The sequence below is a fragment of the Stenotrophomonas sp. CASM101 genome, assembly GCF_049384845.1.
Classification (GTDB): Bacteria; Pseudomonadota; Gammaproteobacteria; order Xanthomonadales; family Xanthomonadaceae; genus Stenotrophomonas; species Stenotrophomonas hibiscicola.
This window is the reverse complement of sequence record NZ_JBMRFR010000004.1, coordinates 38,911-54,790: the sequence shown is the minus strand read 5'-3', so window position 1 is coordinate 54,790 and position 15,880 is coordinate 38,911. Positions and strand designations below refer to the sequence as shown.

Sequence of the window (15,880 nt, the reverse complement as noted above, 5' to 3'; positions counted from 1 at the left end):
TCCTTTGTGCTGCATGCCAGGCGCGGCACCCGGCGGGATCGTCATTCGTGTTCGGCAAGGTAGGCCAGCAGGCGTTCCTCGTCCCACACCGGCACGCCCAGCGACTGCGCCTTGTCCAGCTTGGAGCCGGCCTCGGTGCCGGCGACCACGAAGCTGGTTTTCTTCGACACGCTGCCGGAAACCTTGGCGCCCAGCGCCTCCAGGCGCTCCTTGGCGACATCGCGGGTGAGCTGGGCCAGGGTGCCAGTGAGCACAACGGTCTGCCCGTCCAGCGGGCCCGCCACGATCTCGGCCAGCGCCGGCGCCTTGGCCAGGATCTGCTGCATCGCCTTCTCGGCCGCCAGCAACATCTCGCCATGGCCATCGGCATCGAGCCACTCCGCCAGTCCGCGCGCGGTGTCATCGGGCAAGCCGGCATTGACGAACTGGCCATGCTCGGCATCGAGCACCGCCTGTGCCCCCGGGAGCGCTGCCACCAGTTTTTCGGCACGCAGACGGGTGATGCCGGGGATCTCCGATTCGACCAGCAGCTGCGCCAGGTCCAGTCCCTCGCGCAGCTTGGCACTGGGGGCATGTACATCGCTGATGCGCACCTGGCCGACCTGCAGCAGGTCATCGATGGCCTGCTGGTTGCCCTGCTGTTCGAAGAAGTGACCGAGCGAGCGCGCCACTTCGCCACCGATGTCCGGCACGCGCTTGAACAGCGGCCACGGCAGATGGCGGATCAGTTCCAGGTCGCCGAACCACTGCGCCAGGGCCTTGGCGGTGCTCTCGCCAACGTGTTCGATGCCGAGCGCGAACAGCAGGCGTTCCAGCGTGGCGGCACGACTGGCGTCGATTGCTGCGATCAGGTTATCGGCCCACTTGGTGGCGATCTTCTTCGTGTTCCATTCGAAGCTGGCGGGCTGTGCCAGCGCCTGCGCGCGCCAGCCCGGATCGCTGCCGTCCAGCTTCAGCACGGCGTTGAGTACCGCGCCACTGCCCTCGGCGGGCAGATGCGGTTTCAGCGCAGCGGCCAGTGCGGACGGGTCTTCCGCATCCAGCACCAGCTTCAGGTGCAGCAGCTGGTCACGACTGAGCCGGTACAGGTCGGCCACGCTCCTGACGATGCCGGCGTCGACCAGGGTTTCGATGTACTTGTCGCCCAGGCCATCGATGTCCATCGCGCGACGCGAGGCGAAATGGGCAATGGCTTCCTTGCGCTGCGCCGGGCAGGACAGTTCGCCCGAGCAGCGCCATGCTGCTGCCCCTTCCTCGCGCACGATCTCCGAGCCGCACACCGGGCAGCGCGTCGGCATCTGCCACGGCATAGTGCCCTGTGGGCGGCGATCAAGGATGACGCTGACCACTTCCGGGATCACGTCGCCGGCACGGCGCACGATCACGCTGTCGCCCACGCGCACATCCAGGCGTGCGATCTGGTCGGCGTTGTGCAGGGTGGCATTGGACACGATCACGCCGGCCACGGCCACCGGTGCCAGTCGCGCGACCGGTGTTGCGGCACCGGTGCGGCCGATCTGGATCTCGATGGCCTCTACCGTTGTGCTCTGTTCCTGCGCCGGGAACTTGTGCGCGATGGCCCAGCGCGGCGCGCGCGAAACGAAGCCCATGGCCTGCTGGCCGGCGCGGTCATCCAGCTTGTAGACCACGCCGTCGATGTCGAACGGCAGGCGATCGCGGCGCTCACCGATATCGCGGTAGTAGCCGAGCAGGCCATCAGTGCCCTCCACCACCTTGCACAGCTCGCTGACCGGGAAGCCCCAGGCGCCGAGCTGGGCCAGGGTGCCCGAATGGGTATCGGGCAGCTCGCCGCCCTGCACTTCACCGGTACCGTAGGCAAAGAAGCTCAACCTGCGCTGCGCACTGATCTTCGGGTCGAGCTGGCGCAGCGAACCGGCCGCCGCGTTGCGCGGATTGGCCAGCACCTTGCCGCCGTGCAGGCGCGCACGCTCGTTGTAGGCCTCGAAGTCGGCGCGGGCCATGTACACCTCGCCGCGCACCTCCAGCACATCCGGCCAGTCCTTGCCGTGCAGGCGCTTGGGAATGTCGCCGATCTCGCGCAGATTGGCCGTCACGTCCTCGCCGGTCGTGCCATCGCCACGGGTCGCGCCGAGCACGAAATGACCGTCCTCGTAGCGCAGGCTGATCGCCAGCCCGTCCATCTTCGGCTCGGCCGAAAACCGCAGGCTGCGACGCCCCAGCCGCTCGTCAATGCGGCGCACGAAATCAGCCACCTCCTCGTCGCTGAAGGCGTTGGACAGCGACAGCATCGGCACCGCGTGACGAACCTCTGGAAAGCGGCTGGAAGGACGCGCACCGACCTGCTGGGTCGGGCTGTCCGCACGGGCCAGTTCCGGGTGCTCGCGCTCCAGAGCTTCCAGCTCGCGCACCATCCGGTCGTAGTCGACGTCGGGGATCTCCGGCGCATCCAGCTCGTGATAGGCACGGTTGGCCTGGGCGATCTGCCGGCGAAGGTCTTCGGCGCGTTCGGCGGGGCTGGGGCTCATCGGGATCCGGTGGTTCTGGGATGGCCGGGAATTCTACCGCGCCCGGCTGTCAGGCCCCGTAACGCCGGCGCCTGTGTAGCGTCGGCCCGTGCCCGAGGGTGCGCCCCCGCTTTGGCAGGTGCCAACTTTCGCTCCCGGTCCGGCAGGTGCCAACCTTGGTTGGCACGCCTGCAGTCGAGCATGGCTCGACGCTACAGAAAGCAGCTTGCCGCGCGCCACCACCAGCGCTAGCGTGCGCTGGCTGCCCTTCGGAATCCTGCCTGTGCCCCTGCCCGCCTCCCGCCGCCATTTCCTGCAACTGGCCGGTGCCAGTCTCGCCCTTGCCGGCACCGGCGTACCCCGCCTTGCCGATGCCCAGCCCGCTGCAGCCGCGACAGCAGCCCCTGCATCAGGCAAAGGCGCGGTGCTGCTGAACTTCAACGAATGCCCCTACGGCCCATCGCCTGCAGCCCAGCAGGCCGCACGCGACAGCATCGCCGGCAGCGGCCGCTACCGTTTCGAGCTGGCCGGCCAGGTGCGCGACGCCTTCATCGAACAGGCACACATTCCGGCCGATCACGTGCGCCTCTATCCGGGTTCCAGCGAGCCGCTGAATCGCGCCGCCATCGTGTGGACGGGCCCGCAGGCGGGTCTGGTGGTAGCCGACCCGACCTTCGAGACGCTGGGCGAGGTAGCTGCGGCCCACGGCGCCCACGTGCAGAAAGTGCCATTGCGCGACGACGGCGCACATGACCTGCGCGCAATGGTGGCGGCGGCGCATGCGCAGCCGACCGGCCTGCTGTACGTGTGCAACCCGAACAATCCGACCGGCTCGATCAGCCCTGCCGATGAGCTCGCCTGGCTGCTGGCCCACAAGCCCGCATCGACCCGCGTGCTGGTCGACGAGGCCTACCTGCAGTACAGCGAGCAGCCGAGCCTGATCGCGCAGGTAGCGCAGCGCGATGACCTGATCGTGCTGCGCACGTTCTCCAAGCTGTACGGCATGGCCGGCCTGCGCCTGGGCGTGGCGGCCGCACATCCCGACCGCCTGCGCGAACTGGCCAGCCTGGGCGACAACCCACTGCCCGTGCCAGCACTGGCCGCAGCACTGGCCAGCCTGCAGGATCCCCAGTTGATCGCGCAGCGGCGCCTGCAGAATGCCCAGGTGCGGCAGGCCACCATCGCGTGGCTGGGCAAGCGTGGTTTCAGCTGCGTCCCGTCGGAAGCGAACTGCTTCGTGGTGGATGTGCAGCGCGATGGCAGCGCGTTCGCCAAGGCAATGGCGGAGAACGGCGTGGTGATCGGGCGCAGCTGGCCGATCTGGCCGCAGCGCGTGCGCGTAACGGTCGGCACCGAAGAGGAGATGGCCGCATTCCGCCGTGCGTTCGCCAAGGTGGCCGGCGTACCGGCCTGACCCTGTTGGTGGGGGCGAACCTTGGTTCGCCCCATCCACGCATGGCGTGCATCTACTGTTGTGGGTGCCGACCGTTGGTCGGGGTGGGTGCCGACCGTTGGTCGGCACACCATGGCGCTCACCAGCGCGGGGTCTTGGTCAGCGGCGGTGCCTGGTGCTGGCGGTCGTAGGCGCGCAGCTCGTCACGGATGTGCGCGATGCGCTGGCGCCCCAGGGCGTTGCGGCTGTCATCCAGCACCACGCCATCGAGCAGCTCGGCCATGCGCTGCACGGTCGGCAGCATCTTCTCCCAGGCGTCCAGCGCGGTCAGCGGCGCCGGCAGCGTCAGGAAGAATGCGATGGCCGGGGTTTCCATGGCGCGGATGTTGGCCATGTCGAAGCTGCCCGGCTTCATGATGCTGGCCATCGAGAAGATCGGCCCGCGTTCGGGGTAGCCTTCCACCAGGCGGTGGAACACGTTCATGTGGCCGAACACCAGGCCGGTCTTCTCTGCGGCCACCACGATGTCCTCGCCACGCAGCTGCTCGCCGGCCCGGGCGGCCACGAACAGCGAGACGATCTTGTCGAAATCCTGGGTGGCGCGCTTGCCGAGGTCGCTGGCGCCCGGGTCGGTATCGGTCAGGCCGAGTTCGGCCTGCTCGCCCTCCGTGCCCATGCCCGGTTCGCCGCGACCCTCGGCCACGGCGACGCCGTCGTTGCCCAGCACCGGCTCACGGCGCTCGCCACTGGTGGGCTCCGCGCTTTCCACGCGGCGCCCCTGGGGCTTCTTCTTCGGACGGCCAAACAGGAAGATCGCGGCGATCAACAGCAGGCCGGCGGCCAGGATGCCGATGCGCAACAGTGCCGTGTCGGACATTCGATAGGTTCTCCGGCTAGTTCATTCAGGTAACTAGGATGGCACGTCAGGCCGCGCCCGCCAATCGCGCGGCTTCTTCCAGGTCCACGCTGACCAGGCGGCTGACGCCCGGCTCGCGCATGGTCACGCCGGACAGCTGGTGCGCGGCCTCCATCGTCGCCTTGTTGTGGCTGACGAACAGGAACTGCACCTTCTCGCTCATTTCCTTGACCATGTTGGCCAGGCGGCCGACGTTGGCTTCGTCCAGCGGTGCGTCCACCTCATCCAACAGGCAGAACGGCGCCGGATTCAGCTGGAAGATGGCGAACACCAGCGCCACCGCGGTCATCGCTTTCTCACCGCCGGACAGCAGCGAGATGCTGGACACGCGCTTGCCCGGCGGGCGCGCCATGATGGTCACGCCGGTGTCGAGCAGGTCTTCACCGGTCAATTCCAGGTAGGCGTGGCCGCCACCGAACAGGCGCGGGTACAGCGCCTGCACGCCGGCGTTGACGCGGTCGAAAGTGTCCTTGAAGCGGCCGCGGGTCTCGCGGTCGATCTTGCGGATCGCGTCTTCCAGGGTTTCCAGCGCTGTGGTCAGGTCGGCGTGCTGCGAATCCAGGTAGTCCGAGCGCTGCGACGCCTCGCCATACTCGTGGATGGCCGCCAGATTGACCGGCTCCAGCCGGCGCATGCGAGCATCGATCTGGTGGACCGCCTGCTCCCAGTCGCCCAGGCGGGCATCCTCGGGCAGTGCGTTGAGCACGTCCTGCAGCACGAAGCCGGCCTTTTCCACCGCCGCTTGCAGGGTGTCGGCACTGAGCACCAGCGCCTGCTGGTCGAGCTTGCGCTGCGAAATGCGCTCGCGCTGGACCAACGCCTGCTCGTCGCGCTGGTGGCGGGTCTGCTCGTAATTGCGCAGCTCGGCGTCGATGCCGTCCAGCAGCGTTCGCGCCTCGGTCAGCACGCGATCGGCGCGCACACGCTCCTCCAGCGCATTCTGGTGCTCGGCCTGCAGTGCTTCGATCGGCGAATCACCTTCGTCCAGCTGCGAATGCAGTTCGCCCAGCCGCGAATCCAACTGTCCACGTTGGGTGCCCATGCGTTCCAGCGCCTGGCTCAACGAGGCCAGCTGCGCCCGCTGCGATTCCAAAGTCAGGGCCAACGAATGCGCGCGCTCGCGTACCGCGCGGGCGGCATCGCGGGCCAGGTCGCGGGCTTCGGTCAGCTGGCGGCGTTCGCCCTCCAGCCGCTGCCGGGTCGACTCCAGGTCGCCCATGCTGCTGACCGCACTCTCCAACCGCGAGCGTGCTTCACGCGCCTGCTCGTTGTTGGCTTCAATGGTTTCCTGCAGTTGCTTCAGCTCGCCTTCGATGCGGTCGATGCGCGTGCGCGCCGCCTCCACCTTGCCCTGCTGGCCCTGCAACTGGCCGGCCAGTTCGGAGACCGCACGATGGGCCTGGTACAGCGCGCGCTGCGCGTCTTCACGCTGCTGTTCGGCAGCGTGCAGCTGCTCACGGAAACCGGCCAGCTGTTCTTCCAGCTCGGCCTCGCGGTCCTGCAGCTGTTCGATCTGCTCGCGAAGCTCCTGGATCTCGCGTTCGCGCAGCAGCGCACCCTGCTGGGCCGCGCCGGAGCGCGATACACGCAGCCAGCCCTGGCCCAGGCGCTCGCCACCCTGGGTGATGACCGAATCACCTTCCGGCAGGCTGCCCTGCAACGCCTTCGCTTCGGAAAGGTCCTTGGCAGCATGCAGGTGTGCCAGCAGGCGACGGATCGCCACCGGACCACGCACGCGCGCGGCCAGCGAGGTCGGTGCGACCTTCAGGTCGTCATCGCCGTTGGCGACCAGCGCAAGGTGACCATCGCCGAGCTCACCCAGGGCATCGACCAGGCTGGCCGGGTCATCGACCAGCACACCTTCGATCAAGTGGCCGAGCGCGCTTTCCACCGCGTTTTCCCAGCCGGCATCCACGTCGAGGCGCTCGCCGACACGCGCCGCAGAATCCAGCCCCCGCGCCTTCAGCCACGCGACTGCCGCGCCCTGCTCCTGGCCCAGCGCGGCCTGCTGCAGGGCCTCCAGCGAGGCCAGGCGGCCACGAAGGCCGTTGGCCTGCTTGCGCAGTTCGGCCAGCTCGTTCTGGCCATTGCGCTGCTGTTCCTGCACCGCCGCCACGCCCTGCTTGCGCAGCTCGACGTCTTCGCTCAGCTCATCCAGCGCAGCCTTCTGCGTGTCGTGTTGCAGGTGCAGCTGCTCGAAGGCCTCTTCCAGCGCATCCACATCCAGCCCGGCGCGCTCGGCGGCCAGGGCCTCACGACGCCGGTCGGCATCCAGGATCTGCTTGTCCAGATAGTCCACGCGCGTGCGCTCGACATCGCCGGCGCGCGAGGCTTCCGAACTCTGCGAGGTGTGCTGTTCCCAGCGCTGCTGCCAGCTGGCCAGCCGCTCTTCGGCCTCGCGCAGGCTTTCCTGCTTGATCTCGTTTTCTTCCTGCAGTGCTTCCAGCTGCGGAGTGGCGGCCTCCACCGCCTCACGCAGCACCCTCAGCCTGGCCTCATCACCGCTGATGTGCTGCCCCAGTTCGGCCAGGGCCTGCTGGGTTTCATCGCGTGCCTTGTGCAGGCGCTGCGACAACTCGCGCTGGTGCTGGATCTGCTGTTCCAGGCGCGCCAGCGTACTGCCGACCTGGTAGACCGCCGCCTGCGCAGTGTTGAGCGCGTCGGCAGCCTCTTCGCGCCGCGCGCGCGAGGTTTCGATGCGGGCTTCGGCATCACGCTGGTCGGCGATCAGCTGCTGCAGCCGCGTTTCTTCCTGCGACAACCCTTCGCGCAGCTTGGACAGGCGTCCGTCGAGGCCGCGGAATTCCAGCGCCTTCCACTCGGCGTCCTTGACCCGGCGCTCTTCCTGCAGGGCCTGGTACTGCTCGGCCTGCCTGGCCTGGCGCTTGAGGTGCTCCAGCTGCTTGCTGATCTCGTCGCGCAGGTCGCCCAGCCGGTCCAGGTTCTCGCGGGTGTGGCGGATGCGGGTCTCGGTCTCCTTGCGGCGCTCCTTGTACTTGGAGATGCCGGCCGCCTCTTCCAGGTACACGCGCAGGTCTTCCGGGCGTGCCTCGATGATCTGGCTGATCATGCCCTGCTCGATGATCGAGTAGCTGCGCGGCCCCAGGCCGGTGCCGAGGAACAGATCGGTGATGTCGCGGCGACGGCACTTGGTGCCGTTGAGGTAGTAGTTGCTGGTGCCGTCGCGGCTGACCGTGCGCTTGACCGAGATTTCGTTGAACGAGGCGTACTCGCCGGAAATCGTGTGGTCGGAGTTGTCGAAGATCAGCTCGACCGTGGCCTGCGACACCGGCTTGCGGGCATTGGAACCAGAGAAGATCACGTCGGTCAGCGAGTCGCCGCGCAGGCGGCTGGCCGAACTCTCGCCCATGACCCAGCGCACGGCGTCGATGATGTTCGACTTGCCGCAGCCATTGGGCCCCACCACGCCGGTCATGTTGGTCGGCAGGTGCAGGGTGGTCGGATCGACGAACGACTTGAAGCCGGACAGCTTGATCGTGGAAAGACGCATAGGGGTTCCGGACTGGGGCCGGCAAGCGGCCTGCGTGTACCCTCCAAGTCATTGATCCTGCTGGGATCGATGCCCGTGGAACGGGTGTGACGCCCTGAGTATACCGATGTGGCCGTGTTCTACGAATGGGCGTGGAACATTACCGGTCCCCTGCCGCCAGGCGAACATGGATCGACGCCATGAAACGGGGCCACAAAACAAAACGGGCACCCTTGCGGGCGCCCGTTCTGCGGTGATGCCAGGCCTTGCGGCGCGGGATCAGGCTTCGGCGACGACGACGACCTTGACGGTGGTCTCGACGTCGGCGTGCAGGTGGACCAGCACGTCGTATTCGCCGATGTTGCGGAAGGCGCCTTCGCCCAGGATGACTTCGCTCTTTTCCAGCGGCAGGCCGGCGGCGGTGAAGGCCTCGGCGATGTCGCGCGGGCCAACCGAGCCGTACAGCTTGCCTTCGGTCGAAGCGTTGGCGGCGATGGTCACGCTCGCGCCTTCCAGCTTGGCCTTGCGGCCTTCAGCGTCGGCGTGGATGGCCTGGGCCTTGGCTTCGTATTCGGCGCGCTTGGCTTCGAACTCGGCCTTGTTGCTCTCGGTGGCCGGCACGGCCTTGCCCTGCGGCACGAGGAAGTTACGGCCGTAGCCCGGCTTCACGTCGACCAGGTCGCCCAGGTTGCCGAGGTTGGTGACTTTCTGCAGGAGGATCAACTGCATGGTATTGCTCCAGATAAGTTATTCGTTAGCGAGGCAACGCCCCGCAACAAAGGCTGTCCGAATAGCTGGCACAGCGGGGGGCGGCGTCGGGCCGCCCCGCCTGCATCAGACGTCGTGGTTGTCGGTGTACGGGATCAGGGCCAGGAAGCGAGCGCGCTTGACGGCGGTCGCCAGCTGGCGCTGGTACTTCGACTTGGTACCGGTGACGCGGCTCGGCACGATCTTGCCGTTCTCGGTCAGGTACTGGCGCAGGGTGTTGAGATCCTTGTAGTCGATCTCCTTCACACCTTCAGCAGTGAACTTGCAGAACTTGCGGCGACGGAAGAACTTGGACATGGGAAGGCTCCTTAGGCGGCGGAAGCGGCGTCGTCGCCGGCTTCGTTGTCAGCGGTGTTGTTGGACTCGCCTTCTTCGTCGTCACGACGACGGCGCTCACCGCGCTCCGGCTTGTCACCCTTCTCGTCCTTGCTCTTCATGATCAGCGACTGCTCGGTGTCAGCCTCGTCACGCTTGATGACCAGGTTGCGCAGCACGGCGTCGTTGAAGCGGAAGCTCTCGGTCAGTTCGTTCAGAACGGCCTGGTCGGCTTCGATGTTCATCAGCACGTAGTGGGCCTTCACCAGGTTCTGGATCGGGTACGCCAGCTGGCGGCGGCCCCAGTCTTCCAGACGGTGGATGGTGCCGTTGCCGTTCTCGACCAGCGACTTGTAGCGCTCGATCATGGCCGGGACCTGCTCGCTCTGGTCCGGGTGGACCATGAACACGATTTCGTAATGACGACTCATGTTTTTTTCTACCTTTCGGATGTGGCCTTGCGGCCGGACAGCCCCCCGCCGTTGAGACCGCGGTGGGGCAAGGGTTCCCGCCAGGGAGGCAGGAAGCCGCGCATTATGGCGCAGATGGGGTGGCCGGGCAACCGGTGGGCCACCTGACACCCTGAACCGGGGGCGAGCGCCCAACCCGGGTTGGGCGCTACCAGAACGATCAGGCCCCGGCCGGCCGTCAGGCCTTGTCGGCGTCGGTGGTGAAGCTCTCGCCGCAGCCACACTCGGCGGTGGCGTTCGGGTTGCTGAACGTGAAGGTCTCGCTCAGGCCGTGCTTGCCGAAGTCGATCACGGTGCCGTCCACCAGCGCCAGGCTCTTGGCGTCGACATAGATCTTCACGCCGTCCTGCTCGAACACGGTATCGCCCTCGCGCTCATCGCGGGCCAGGTCGGTGATGTGGCCCCAGCCGGAGCAGCCGGTCCTGGTCACGCCGAAACGCAGGCCCAGCGCGCCGGGGGTCTGGGCGACAAAGCGCTGCACGCGCTCGAAGGCAACGGGGGTCAGGCTGACGGCCATGGGGCTACTCCAGAGGTACGGGGACATTATAAGGAGCTGTGGCTGCGAAAAATGCCTCGCAAGCAGAACGCTGCAACCGGTAAACTCCCGTGTTCACAGATCGAGTCGATCAGCAGAGGATTCAAGTCATGACGGTGGTCAGCGTTGAACATGCGCTTGCCGGGAAGATCCCGGAAGGCGGCGAAGTCACGGTACGCGGATGGGTGCGCACGGTGCGCGGTTCAGCGAATCTGGCCTTCGTGAATGTGAGCGACGGCTCCTGCTTCGCCCCGATCCAGGTCGTGGCCAACGACACCCTGGGCAACTTCGACGAGATCAAGCGACTGACCAGCGGCTGCTCGGTCATCGGCACCGGTACCTTGGTGAAGTCGCAGGGCAAGGGCCAGTCGTTCGAGATCCAGGCCAGCACGCTTGAAGTGGTCGGCTGGGTCGAAGACCCGCTCACCTATCCGATCCAGCCCAAGCCGATGTCGCCGGAGTTCCTGCGCGAAGTGGCGCACCTGCGCCCGCGCACCAACCTGTTCGGGGCGGTCACCCGCATCCGCAACTGCCTGGCCCAGGCCGTGCACCGCTTCTTCCACGAGAACGGCTTCAACTGGATCAGCACCCCGATCATCACCACCTCCGACGCCGAAGGCGCCGGCCAGATGTTCCGCGTGTCCACCCTGGACATGGTGAACCTGCCGCGCGACGAGAAGGGCGCGATCGATTTCAGCCGCGACTTCTTCGGCAAGGAAACCTTCCTGACCGTGTCTGGCCAGCTGAACGTCGAGGCCTATTGCCTGGCGCTGAGCAAGGTCTACACCTTCGGCCCGACCTTCCGCGCCGAGAACAGCCACACCACCCGCCACCTGGCGGAGTTCTGGATGATCGAGCCGGAAATCGCCTTCGCCGACCTGGCCGAAGACGCACGCCTGGCCGAAGAGTTCCTGAAGTACCTGTTCCGCGCGGTGCTGAACGAGCGCAGCGACGACCTGGCCTTCATCGCCGAGCGCGTGGACAAGAACGCGATCACCAAGCTGGAAGATTTCATCAACGCACCGTTCGAGCGCATCGACTACACCGATGCGGTCAGCCTGCTGCAGAAGTCCGGCAGGAAGTTCGACTTCCCGGTGGAATGGGGCCTGGACCTGCAGACCGAGCACGAGCGCTGGCTGACCGAGGAACACGTCGGCCGCCCGGTGGTGGTGACCAACTACCCGGAGCACATCAAGGCCTTCTACATGCGCCTGAACGACGACGGCAAGACCGTTGCCGCGATGGACGTGCTGGCCCCGGGCATCGGCGAGATCATCGGCGGCAGCCAGCGCGAAGAGCGCCTGGACGTGCTGGATGCGCGCATGGCCCAGTTCGGCCTGGATCGCGAGCACTACAGCTGGTACCGCGATTTCCGCCGCTATGGTTCGGTGCCGCACGCCGGCTTCGGCCTGGGCTTCGAGCGCCTGGTGGTGTACGTCTGCGGGCTGTCCAACATCCGCGATGCGATCCCCTACCCGCGCGCCCCGGGCAGCGCGGACTTCTAAGCCCCAAACGACCACGGAGGTGCTGCCCCCATGACCCTGTTCTTCGCCCTCTGTTTCGTTGGCGTTGCAGTGGCCGGGTTCAGTGCCTTCGTGATCTTCTGGCCGCTGACCCTGGTGCACGTGCGCGACCGCCATCCGGCGCTCGCCGAGCGCTTCGGCAGCGGCGCCTTCCTCAAGCCCGATGCCCTGGCCTGGCTGCTGCGCCGCGACTATCGCCAGCAGCCGGACCGATCATTGTCCGGGCTGGCGACGCCGGCCTGGGTATCGCTGCTGACCCTGCTGGCCGGACTGGGCATGGCTGCCCTGCTCTGGCTGGCCTCGCTCTGGTAACACATCCATGAATGACATCACCACTTCGCGCGACAGCTGGTGGCTGGCCAGCCTCGGCAACACCCTGATCTGGGCACGCCTGCGGGTGCGCCCTGCCGGCACCGCCGAAGTGCTCGACAGCGACGGCAACACGCTGAGCTATGACAGTGAAGACACCGCCCGTTCGCAGCTGTTCGACGCTGAATTCGTCGAGTATGACGGCCTGGACGAGGAGGACGCGCTGGTGCGCGGCTTCAGCCTGCACGAAGTGCAGCCGCCGCAGGCCGACAGCGACGAGGGCCTGCGTGGCCGCATGATCCAGTCGCTGGGCGGGCGCGCCTGACCCTGGCATGTTCACCCCGCGCGCCTTCGCCGAGACCGACCTGCTCTGGCTGGACCGCCTGCTGGCGCGCGATCCGTTCGTCACCGTGCTCACCCCGGGCAGCGATGGCCTGCCGGAGCTGACGCGGATGCCGGTGTTGTACCGGCGCGAGGGCGAGCGCATCGAGCTGCGCGGGCACTGGGCCCGCGCCAACCCGCAGTCGCGCCACAGCGGTGCGGCCAAGGTACTGGTCGATGGCCCGCACGGCTACGTCTCGGCCAGCTGGTATCCGGACAAGGAGCCCGCCGCGCGGGTGCCGACCTGGAACTATGCGGCCGCCGAGCTGCGCGGCCAGCTGCACACCTTCGACGACACCGATGCGCTGGCCGAACTGGTCGGCGCGATCAGCGACCGTTTCGAAGCCAGCGTCGGCCAGGCCTGGCGCTTCGATGCCGCGCGCGCCGAACACGGCCCGGAGCTGCGCGCCATCGTCGGCTTCCGCTTCCAGGTTGAACACGTGCAGCTGAAGCTGAAGCTGAGCCAGAACCACCCCGATGCGAACCAGCGTGCCGTGATCGCCGAACTGGAACAGCTGGGCACCCCTTACTCCACCGAGTTGGCGCAGTGGATGCGCTGGCACCGCGAACAGGCCACCCGCAGCGGCTGAACGCCCCCGATTCCCGCGACGACGCAGCCGGACGGCTGCGGCGCGCCCCCACCCGACGCCAGGGACCCGAACATGAAAGACATCCACAAGCTGCTGCAGAACAACCGCGACTGGGCCGACCGCATCGAGAAGGAGGACCCCGACTTCTTCCACCAGCTGGCCAAGCAGCAGCATCCCGAGTACCTGTGGATCGGCTGCTCCGATTCGCGCGTGCCGGCCAACCAGATCATCGGCATGGCGCCGGGCGAAGTGTTCGTGCACCGCAACGTCGCCAACGTGGTCGCCCACACCGACCTTAACTGCCTGAGCGTGGTGCAGTACGCGGTGGACCAGCTGAAGGTCAAGCACATCCTGATCGTCGGCCATTACGGCTGCGGCGGCGTGCACGCCTGCCTGCACAATACCCGCGTCGGCCTGGCCGACAACTGGCTGCGCCACGTCGGCGACGTCGTTCAGAAGCACCAGGGCATCCTCGATGCGATCGAAGACGATGAACTCAAGCACGCCCGCCTGTGCGAGCTGAACGTGATCGAGCAGGTCGCCAACCTCTGTCGCTCGACCATCGTGCTGGACGCCTGGGCCCGCGGCCAGAAGCTGATGGTGCATGGCTGGGTGTACAGCCTGAAGGACGGTCGCGTGCGTGAAATGGGCATCGACGTAGGCTCGCTGGAAGAGCTGCAGCCGGCATATGAGAAGGCACTATCCTTCGTGCCGCGCAAGGGCCGTCGCGACTGATCCCCCACGGATGACCACCATGCTCGCTTCGCCGATCAACCTGCACGCCTGGATCGAAGAGAACCGCCACCTGCTGAAGCCGCCGGTGGGCAACAAGATGATCGACAACGGCGATTTCATCGTGATGGTGGTCGGCGGGCCGAATTCGCGCACCGACTATCACTACGACGAAGGCCCGGAGTGGTTCTACCAGCTCGAGGGCGAGATGGTGCTGAAGGTGCAGGAGGACGGTGCGGTACGTGACATCCCGATCCGCGCCGGCGAGGTCTTCCTGCTGCCGGCGAAGGTGCCGCACTCGCCGCGCCGCCCGCCCGGGGGCATCGGCCTGGTGGTCGAGCGCAAGCGCCTGCCGCACGAGAAGGACGGGGTGATCTGGCACTGCGAACGCTGCAACCACAAGCTGCACGAAGAGTTCTTCGCGCTGCAGAACATCGAGACCGACCTGCCCAAGGTGTTCGCGCGCTACCACGCCAGCCTGGAACTGCGCACCTGCAGCCAGTGCGGGCACGTGGATCCGCTGCCGGTGCCGGCGGCGGGCTGAGCACCTGCCCCTGTAGAACCGAGCCCATGCTCGGCTTCGTGGCCCGGCAGCCGAGCATGGGCTCGGCTCTACAGGTTCGGCGGCAGGCACGCCGCCAAGCGCTACACTGGCGGTCCCGTTGCAGCCTGTTGCCCGACCATGTCCGACCTGCTCAGCCGCACCCACGCCATTGCCCTGGACGCCGCCGATCCGCTGCGTCCGATGCGTAACGAATTCCTGATTCCGCGCCATGGCGGCGGCGAGCAGACCTACTTCGTCGGCAACTCGCTGGGCCTGCAGCCGCGTGGCGCTCAGGCCGCGGTGCAGGAAGTGATGAAGCAGTGGGGCGAGCTGGCGGTGGAAGGCCACTTCACCGGCCCTACCCAGTGGCTGTCCTACCACCGCCTGGTGAGCGCGCAGCTGGCCCGCGTGGTCGGTGCGCTGCCCAGCGAAGTGGTGGCGATGAACACGCTGAGCGTGAACCTGCATCTGATGATGGTCAGCTTCTACCGGCCGACCACGCAGCGCCCGGTGATCCTGATGGAAGCCGGCGCATTCCCGACCGACCGCCACGCGGTGGAAGCTCAGATCCGCTTCCATGGTTTCGACCCGGCCGAGTGTCTGGTGGAAGTGCAGCCGGACGAAGCCAACGGCACGATTTCGCTGGCCGCGATCGAACGCGCCATCGCCGAGCACGGCCCGCGCCTGGCGCTGGTGCTGTGGCCCGGCGTGCAGTACCGCACCGGCCAGGCCTTCGACCTCGATGCAATCACCCGCGCCGCACGCCTGCAGGGGGCGCGCATCGGTTTCGACCTGGCGCATTCGGTGGGCAACCTGCCGCTGCGCCTGCATGACGTGGCGCCGGACTTTGCGGTGTGGTGCCATTACAAATACCTCAACAGCGGCCCGGGCGCGGTTGCCGGCGCCTTCGTGCACGAGCGCCACCATCGCGACACCACCCTGCCCCGATTCGCTGGCTGGTGGGGCCATGAGGAAGCCACCCGTTTCCAGATGGCACCGCAGTTCACCCCGGCCATCGGTGCCGAAGGGTGGCAGCTGAGCAATCCGCCCATTCTGGGGCTGGCACCGTTGCGCGCCTCGCTGGACCTGTTCGAGCGAGCCGGCATGGACGCGCTGCGCAGCAAATCGCTGGCGCTGACCGGCATGCTCGAAGCACTGGTGCGCGCACGCCTGCCGCAGGTGCTGGAGATCATCACCCCGGCAGACCCGCAGCGCCGCGGCTGCCAGTTGTCGCTGCGCGTGATCGGCGGCCGCGAGCGCGGGCGCGCCCTGTTCGAGCACCTGCGCAGCATCGGCGTGCTCGGCGACTGGCGCGAGCCCGACGTGATCCGCATCTCGCCCACCCCGCTCTACAACCGCTACCTGGACGTGCACCACTTCGTCGAGGAAGTGGAAGCCTGGGCAGGCCTTTGAGCCGGTCCCTCCCCT

At 67.2% G+C, this 15,880-nt stretch carries 15 protein-coding genes; 8 read left to right on the top strand and 7 right to left on the bottom strand.

Going from position 1 to position 15,880, the window contains the following annotated elements:
• Positions 1 to 41: 41 nt before the first annotated feature.
• Positions 42 to 2,513 carry an NAD-dependent DNA ligase LigA gene (gene ligA / locus VG543_RS08450; protein ID WP_423178480.1) on the bottom strand — a complete coding sequence of 824 codons (2,472 nt, stop codon included), beginning with the start codon at positions 2,511 to 2,513 and terminating at the stop codon, positions 42 to 44.
• Positions 2,514 to 2,769: 256 nt separating this feature from the next.
• Between ligA and VG543_RS08445 the strand changes: the two genes are divergently transcribed.
• Positions 2,770 to 3,900, top strand: a complete 1,131-nt coding sequence (locus VG543_RS08445) for a pyridoxal phosphate-dependent aminotransferase (RefSeq protein ID WP_423178463.1) — start codon at positions 2,770 to 2,772, stop codon at positions 3,898 to 3,900.
• 118 nt (positions 3,901 to 4,018) lie between these two features.
• Here the strand turns inward: VG543_RS08445 and zipA are convergent, their stop codons facing one another.
• The 6 genes from zipA to VG543_RS08415 all read right to left on the bottom strand — a co-directional run bounded on the left by zipA (position 4,019) and on the right by VG543_RS08415 (position 10,355).
• Positions 4,019 to 4,756, bottom strand: a complete 738-nt coding sequence (zipA, locus tag VG543_RS08440; protein ID WP_423178464.1) for a cell division protein ZipA — start codon at positions 4,754 to 4,756, stop codon at positions 4,019 to 4,021.
• Positions 4,757 to 4,802: 46 nt separating this feature from the next.
• Positions 4,803 to 8,306 carry a chromosome segregation protein SMC gene (gene smc, locus VG543_RS08435; protein WP_423178465.1) on the bottom strand — a complete coding sequence of 1,168 codons (3,504 nt, stop codon included), beginning with the start codon at positions 8,304 to 8,306 and terminating at the stop codon, positions 4,803 to 4,805.
• Between the two features lie 258 nt (positions 8,307 to 8,564).
• Positions 8,565 to 9,014, bottom strand: coding sequence for a 50S ribosomal protein L9 (gene rplI / locus VG543_RS08430; RefSeq protein ID WP_005410227.1), 450 nt, complete (start codon positions 9,012 to 9,014; stop codon positions 8,565 to 8,567).
• Positions 9,015 to 9,119: 105 nt separating this feature from the next.
• The gene (gene rpsR, locus VG543_RS08425; RefSeq protein ID WP_002804494.1) at positions 9,120 to 9,350 is read right to left on the bottom strand and encodes a 30S ribosomal protein S18; all 231 of its coding nucleotides are present in this window, start codon (positions 9,348 to 9,350) and stop codon (positions 9,120 to 9,122) included.
• Between the two features lie 11 nt (positions 9,351 to 9,361).
• A complete protein-coding gene (gene rpsF / locus VG543_RS08420) occupies positions 9,362 to 9,799 on the bottom strand; it encodes a 30S ribosomal protein S6 (RefSeq protein WP_005410228.1) in 438 nt (145 codons plus the stop codon).
• Between the two features lie 217 nt (positions 9,800 to 10,016).
• Positions 10,017 to 10,355, bottom strand: a complete 339-nt coding sequence (locus VG543_RS08415; protein WP_019660371.1) for a HesB/IscA family protein — start codon at positions 10,353 to 10,355, stop codon at positions 10,017 to 10,019.
• A 128-nt stretch (positions 10,356 to 10,483) separates the two neighbouring features.
• On the opposite strand from VG543_RS08415, the gene asnS reads away from it, so the two are divergent.
• The 7 genes from asnS (at position 10,484) to kynU (ending at position 15,865) form a co-directional block, all read left to right on the top strand.
• Positions 10,484 to 11,878 carry an asparagine--tRNA ligase gene (asnS, locus tag VG543_RS08410; protein WP_134730866.1) on the top strand — a complete coding sequence of 465 codons (1,395 nt, stop codon included), beginning with the start codon at positions 10,484 to 10,486 and terminating at the stop codon, positions 11,876 to 11,878.
• A 30-nt stretch (positions 11,879 to 11,908) separates the two neighbouring features.
• Positions 11,909 to 12,208: a hypothetical protein gene (locus VG543_RS08405; protein ID WP_005417403.1), complete on the top strand. Its 300-nt coding sequence runs from the start codon at positions 11,909 to 11,911 to the stop codon at positions 12,206 to 12,208.
• Positions 12,209 to 12,215: 7 nt separating this feature from the next.
• Entirely contained in the window at positions 12,216 to 12,530 is a 315-nt protein-coding gene (locus tag VG543_RS08400) for a hypothetical protein (protein WP_019660373.1), read from the top strand.
• Between the two features lie 7 nt (positions 12,531 to 12,537).
• Positions 12,538 to 13,176, top strand: coding sequence for an FMN-binding negative transcriptional regulator (locus VG543_RS08395; protein WP_251103008.1), 639 nt, complete (start codon positions 12,538 to 12,540; stop codon positions 13,174 to 13,176).
• 72 nt (positions 13,177 to 13,248) lie between these two features.
• Complete coding sequence (can, locus tag VG543_RS08390; RefSeq protein WP_005417406.1) at positions 13,249 to 13,911, top strand: carbonate dehydratase; 663 nt, start codon at positions 13,249 to 13,251, stop codon at positions 13,909 to 13,911.
• Positions 13,912 to 13,930: 19 nt separating this feature from the next.
• Entirely contained in the window at positions 13,931 to 14,452 is a 522-nt protein-coding gene (locus tag VG543_RS08385) for a 3-hydroxyanthranilate 3,4-dioxygenase (protein WP_026347065.1), read from the top strand.
• 138 nt (positions 14,453 to 14,590) lie between these two features.
• Positions 14,591 to 15,865, top strand: a complete 1,275-nt coding sequence (kynU, locus tag VG543_RS08380; protein WP_423178466.1) for a kynureninase — start codon at positions 14,591 to 14,593, stop codon at positions 15,863 to 15,865.
• Positions 15,866 to 15,880 lie beyond the last annotated feature (15 nt).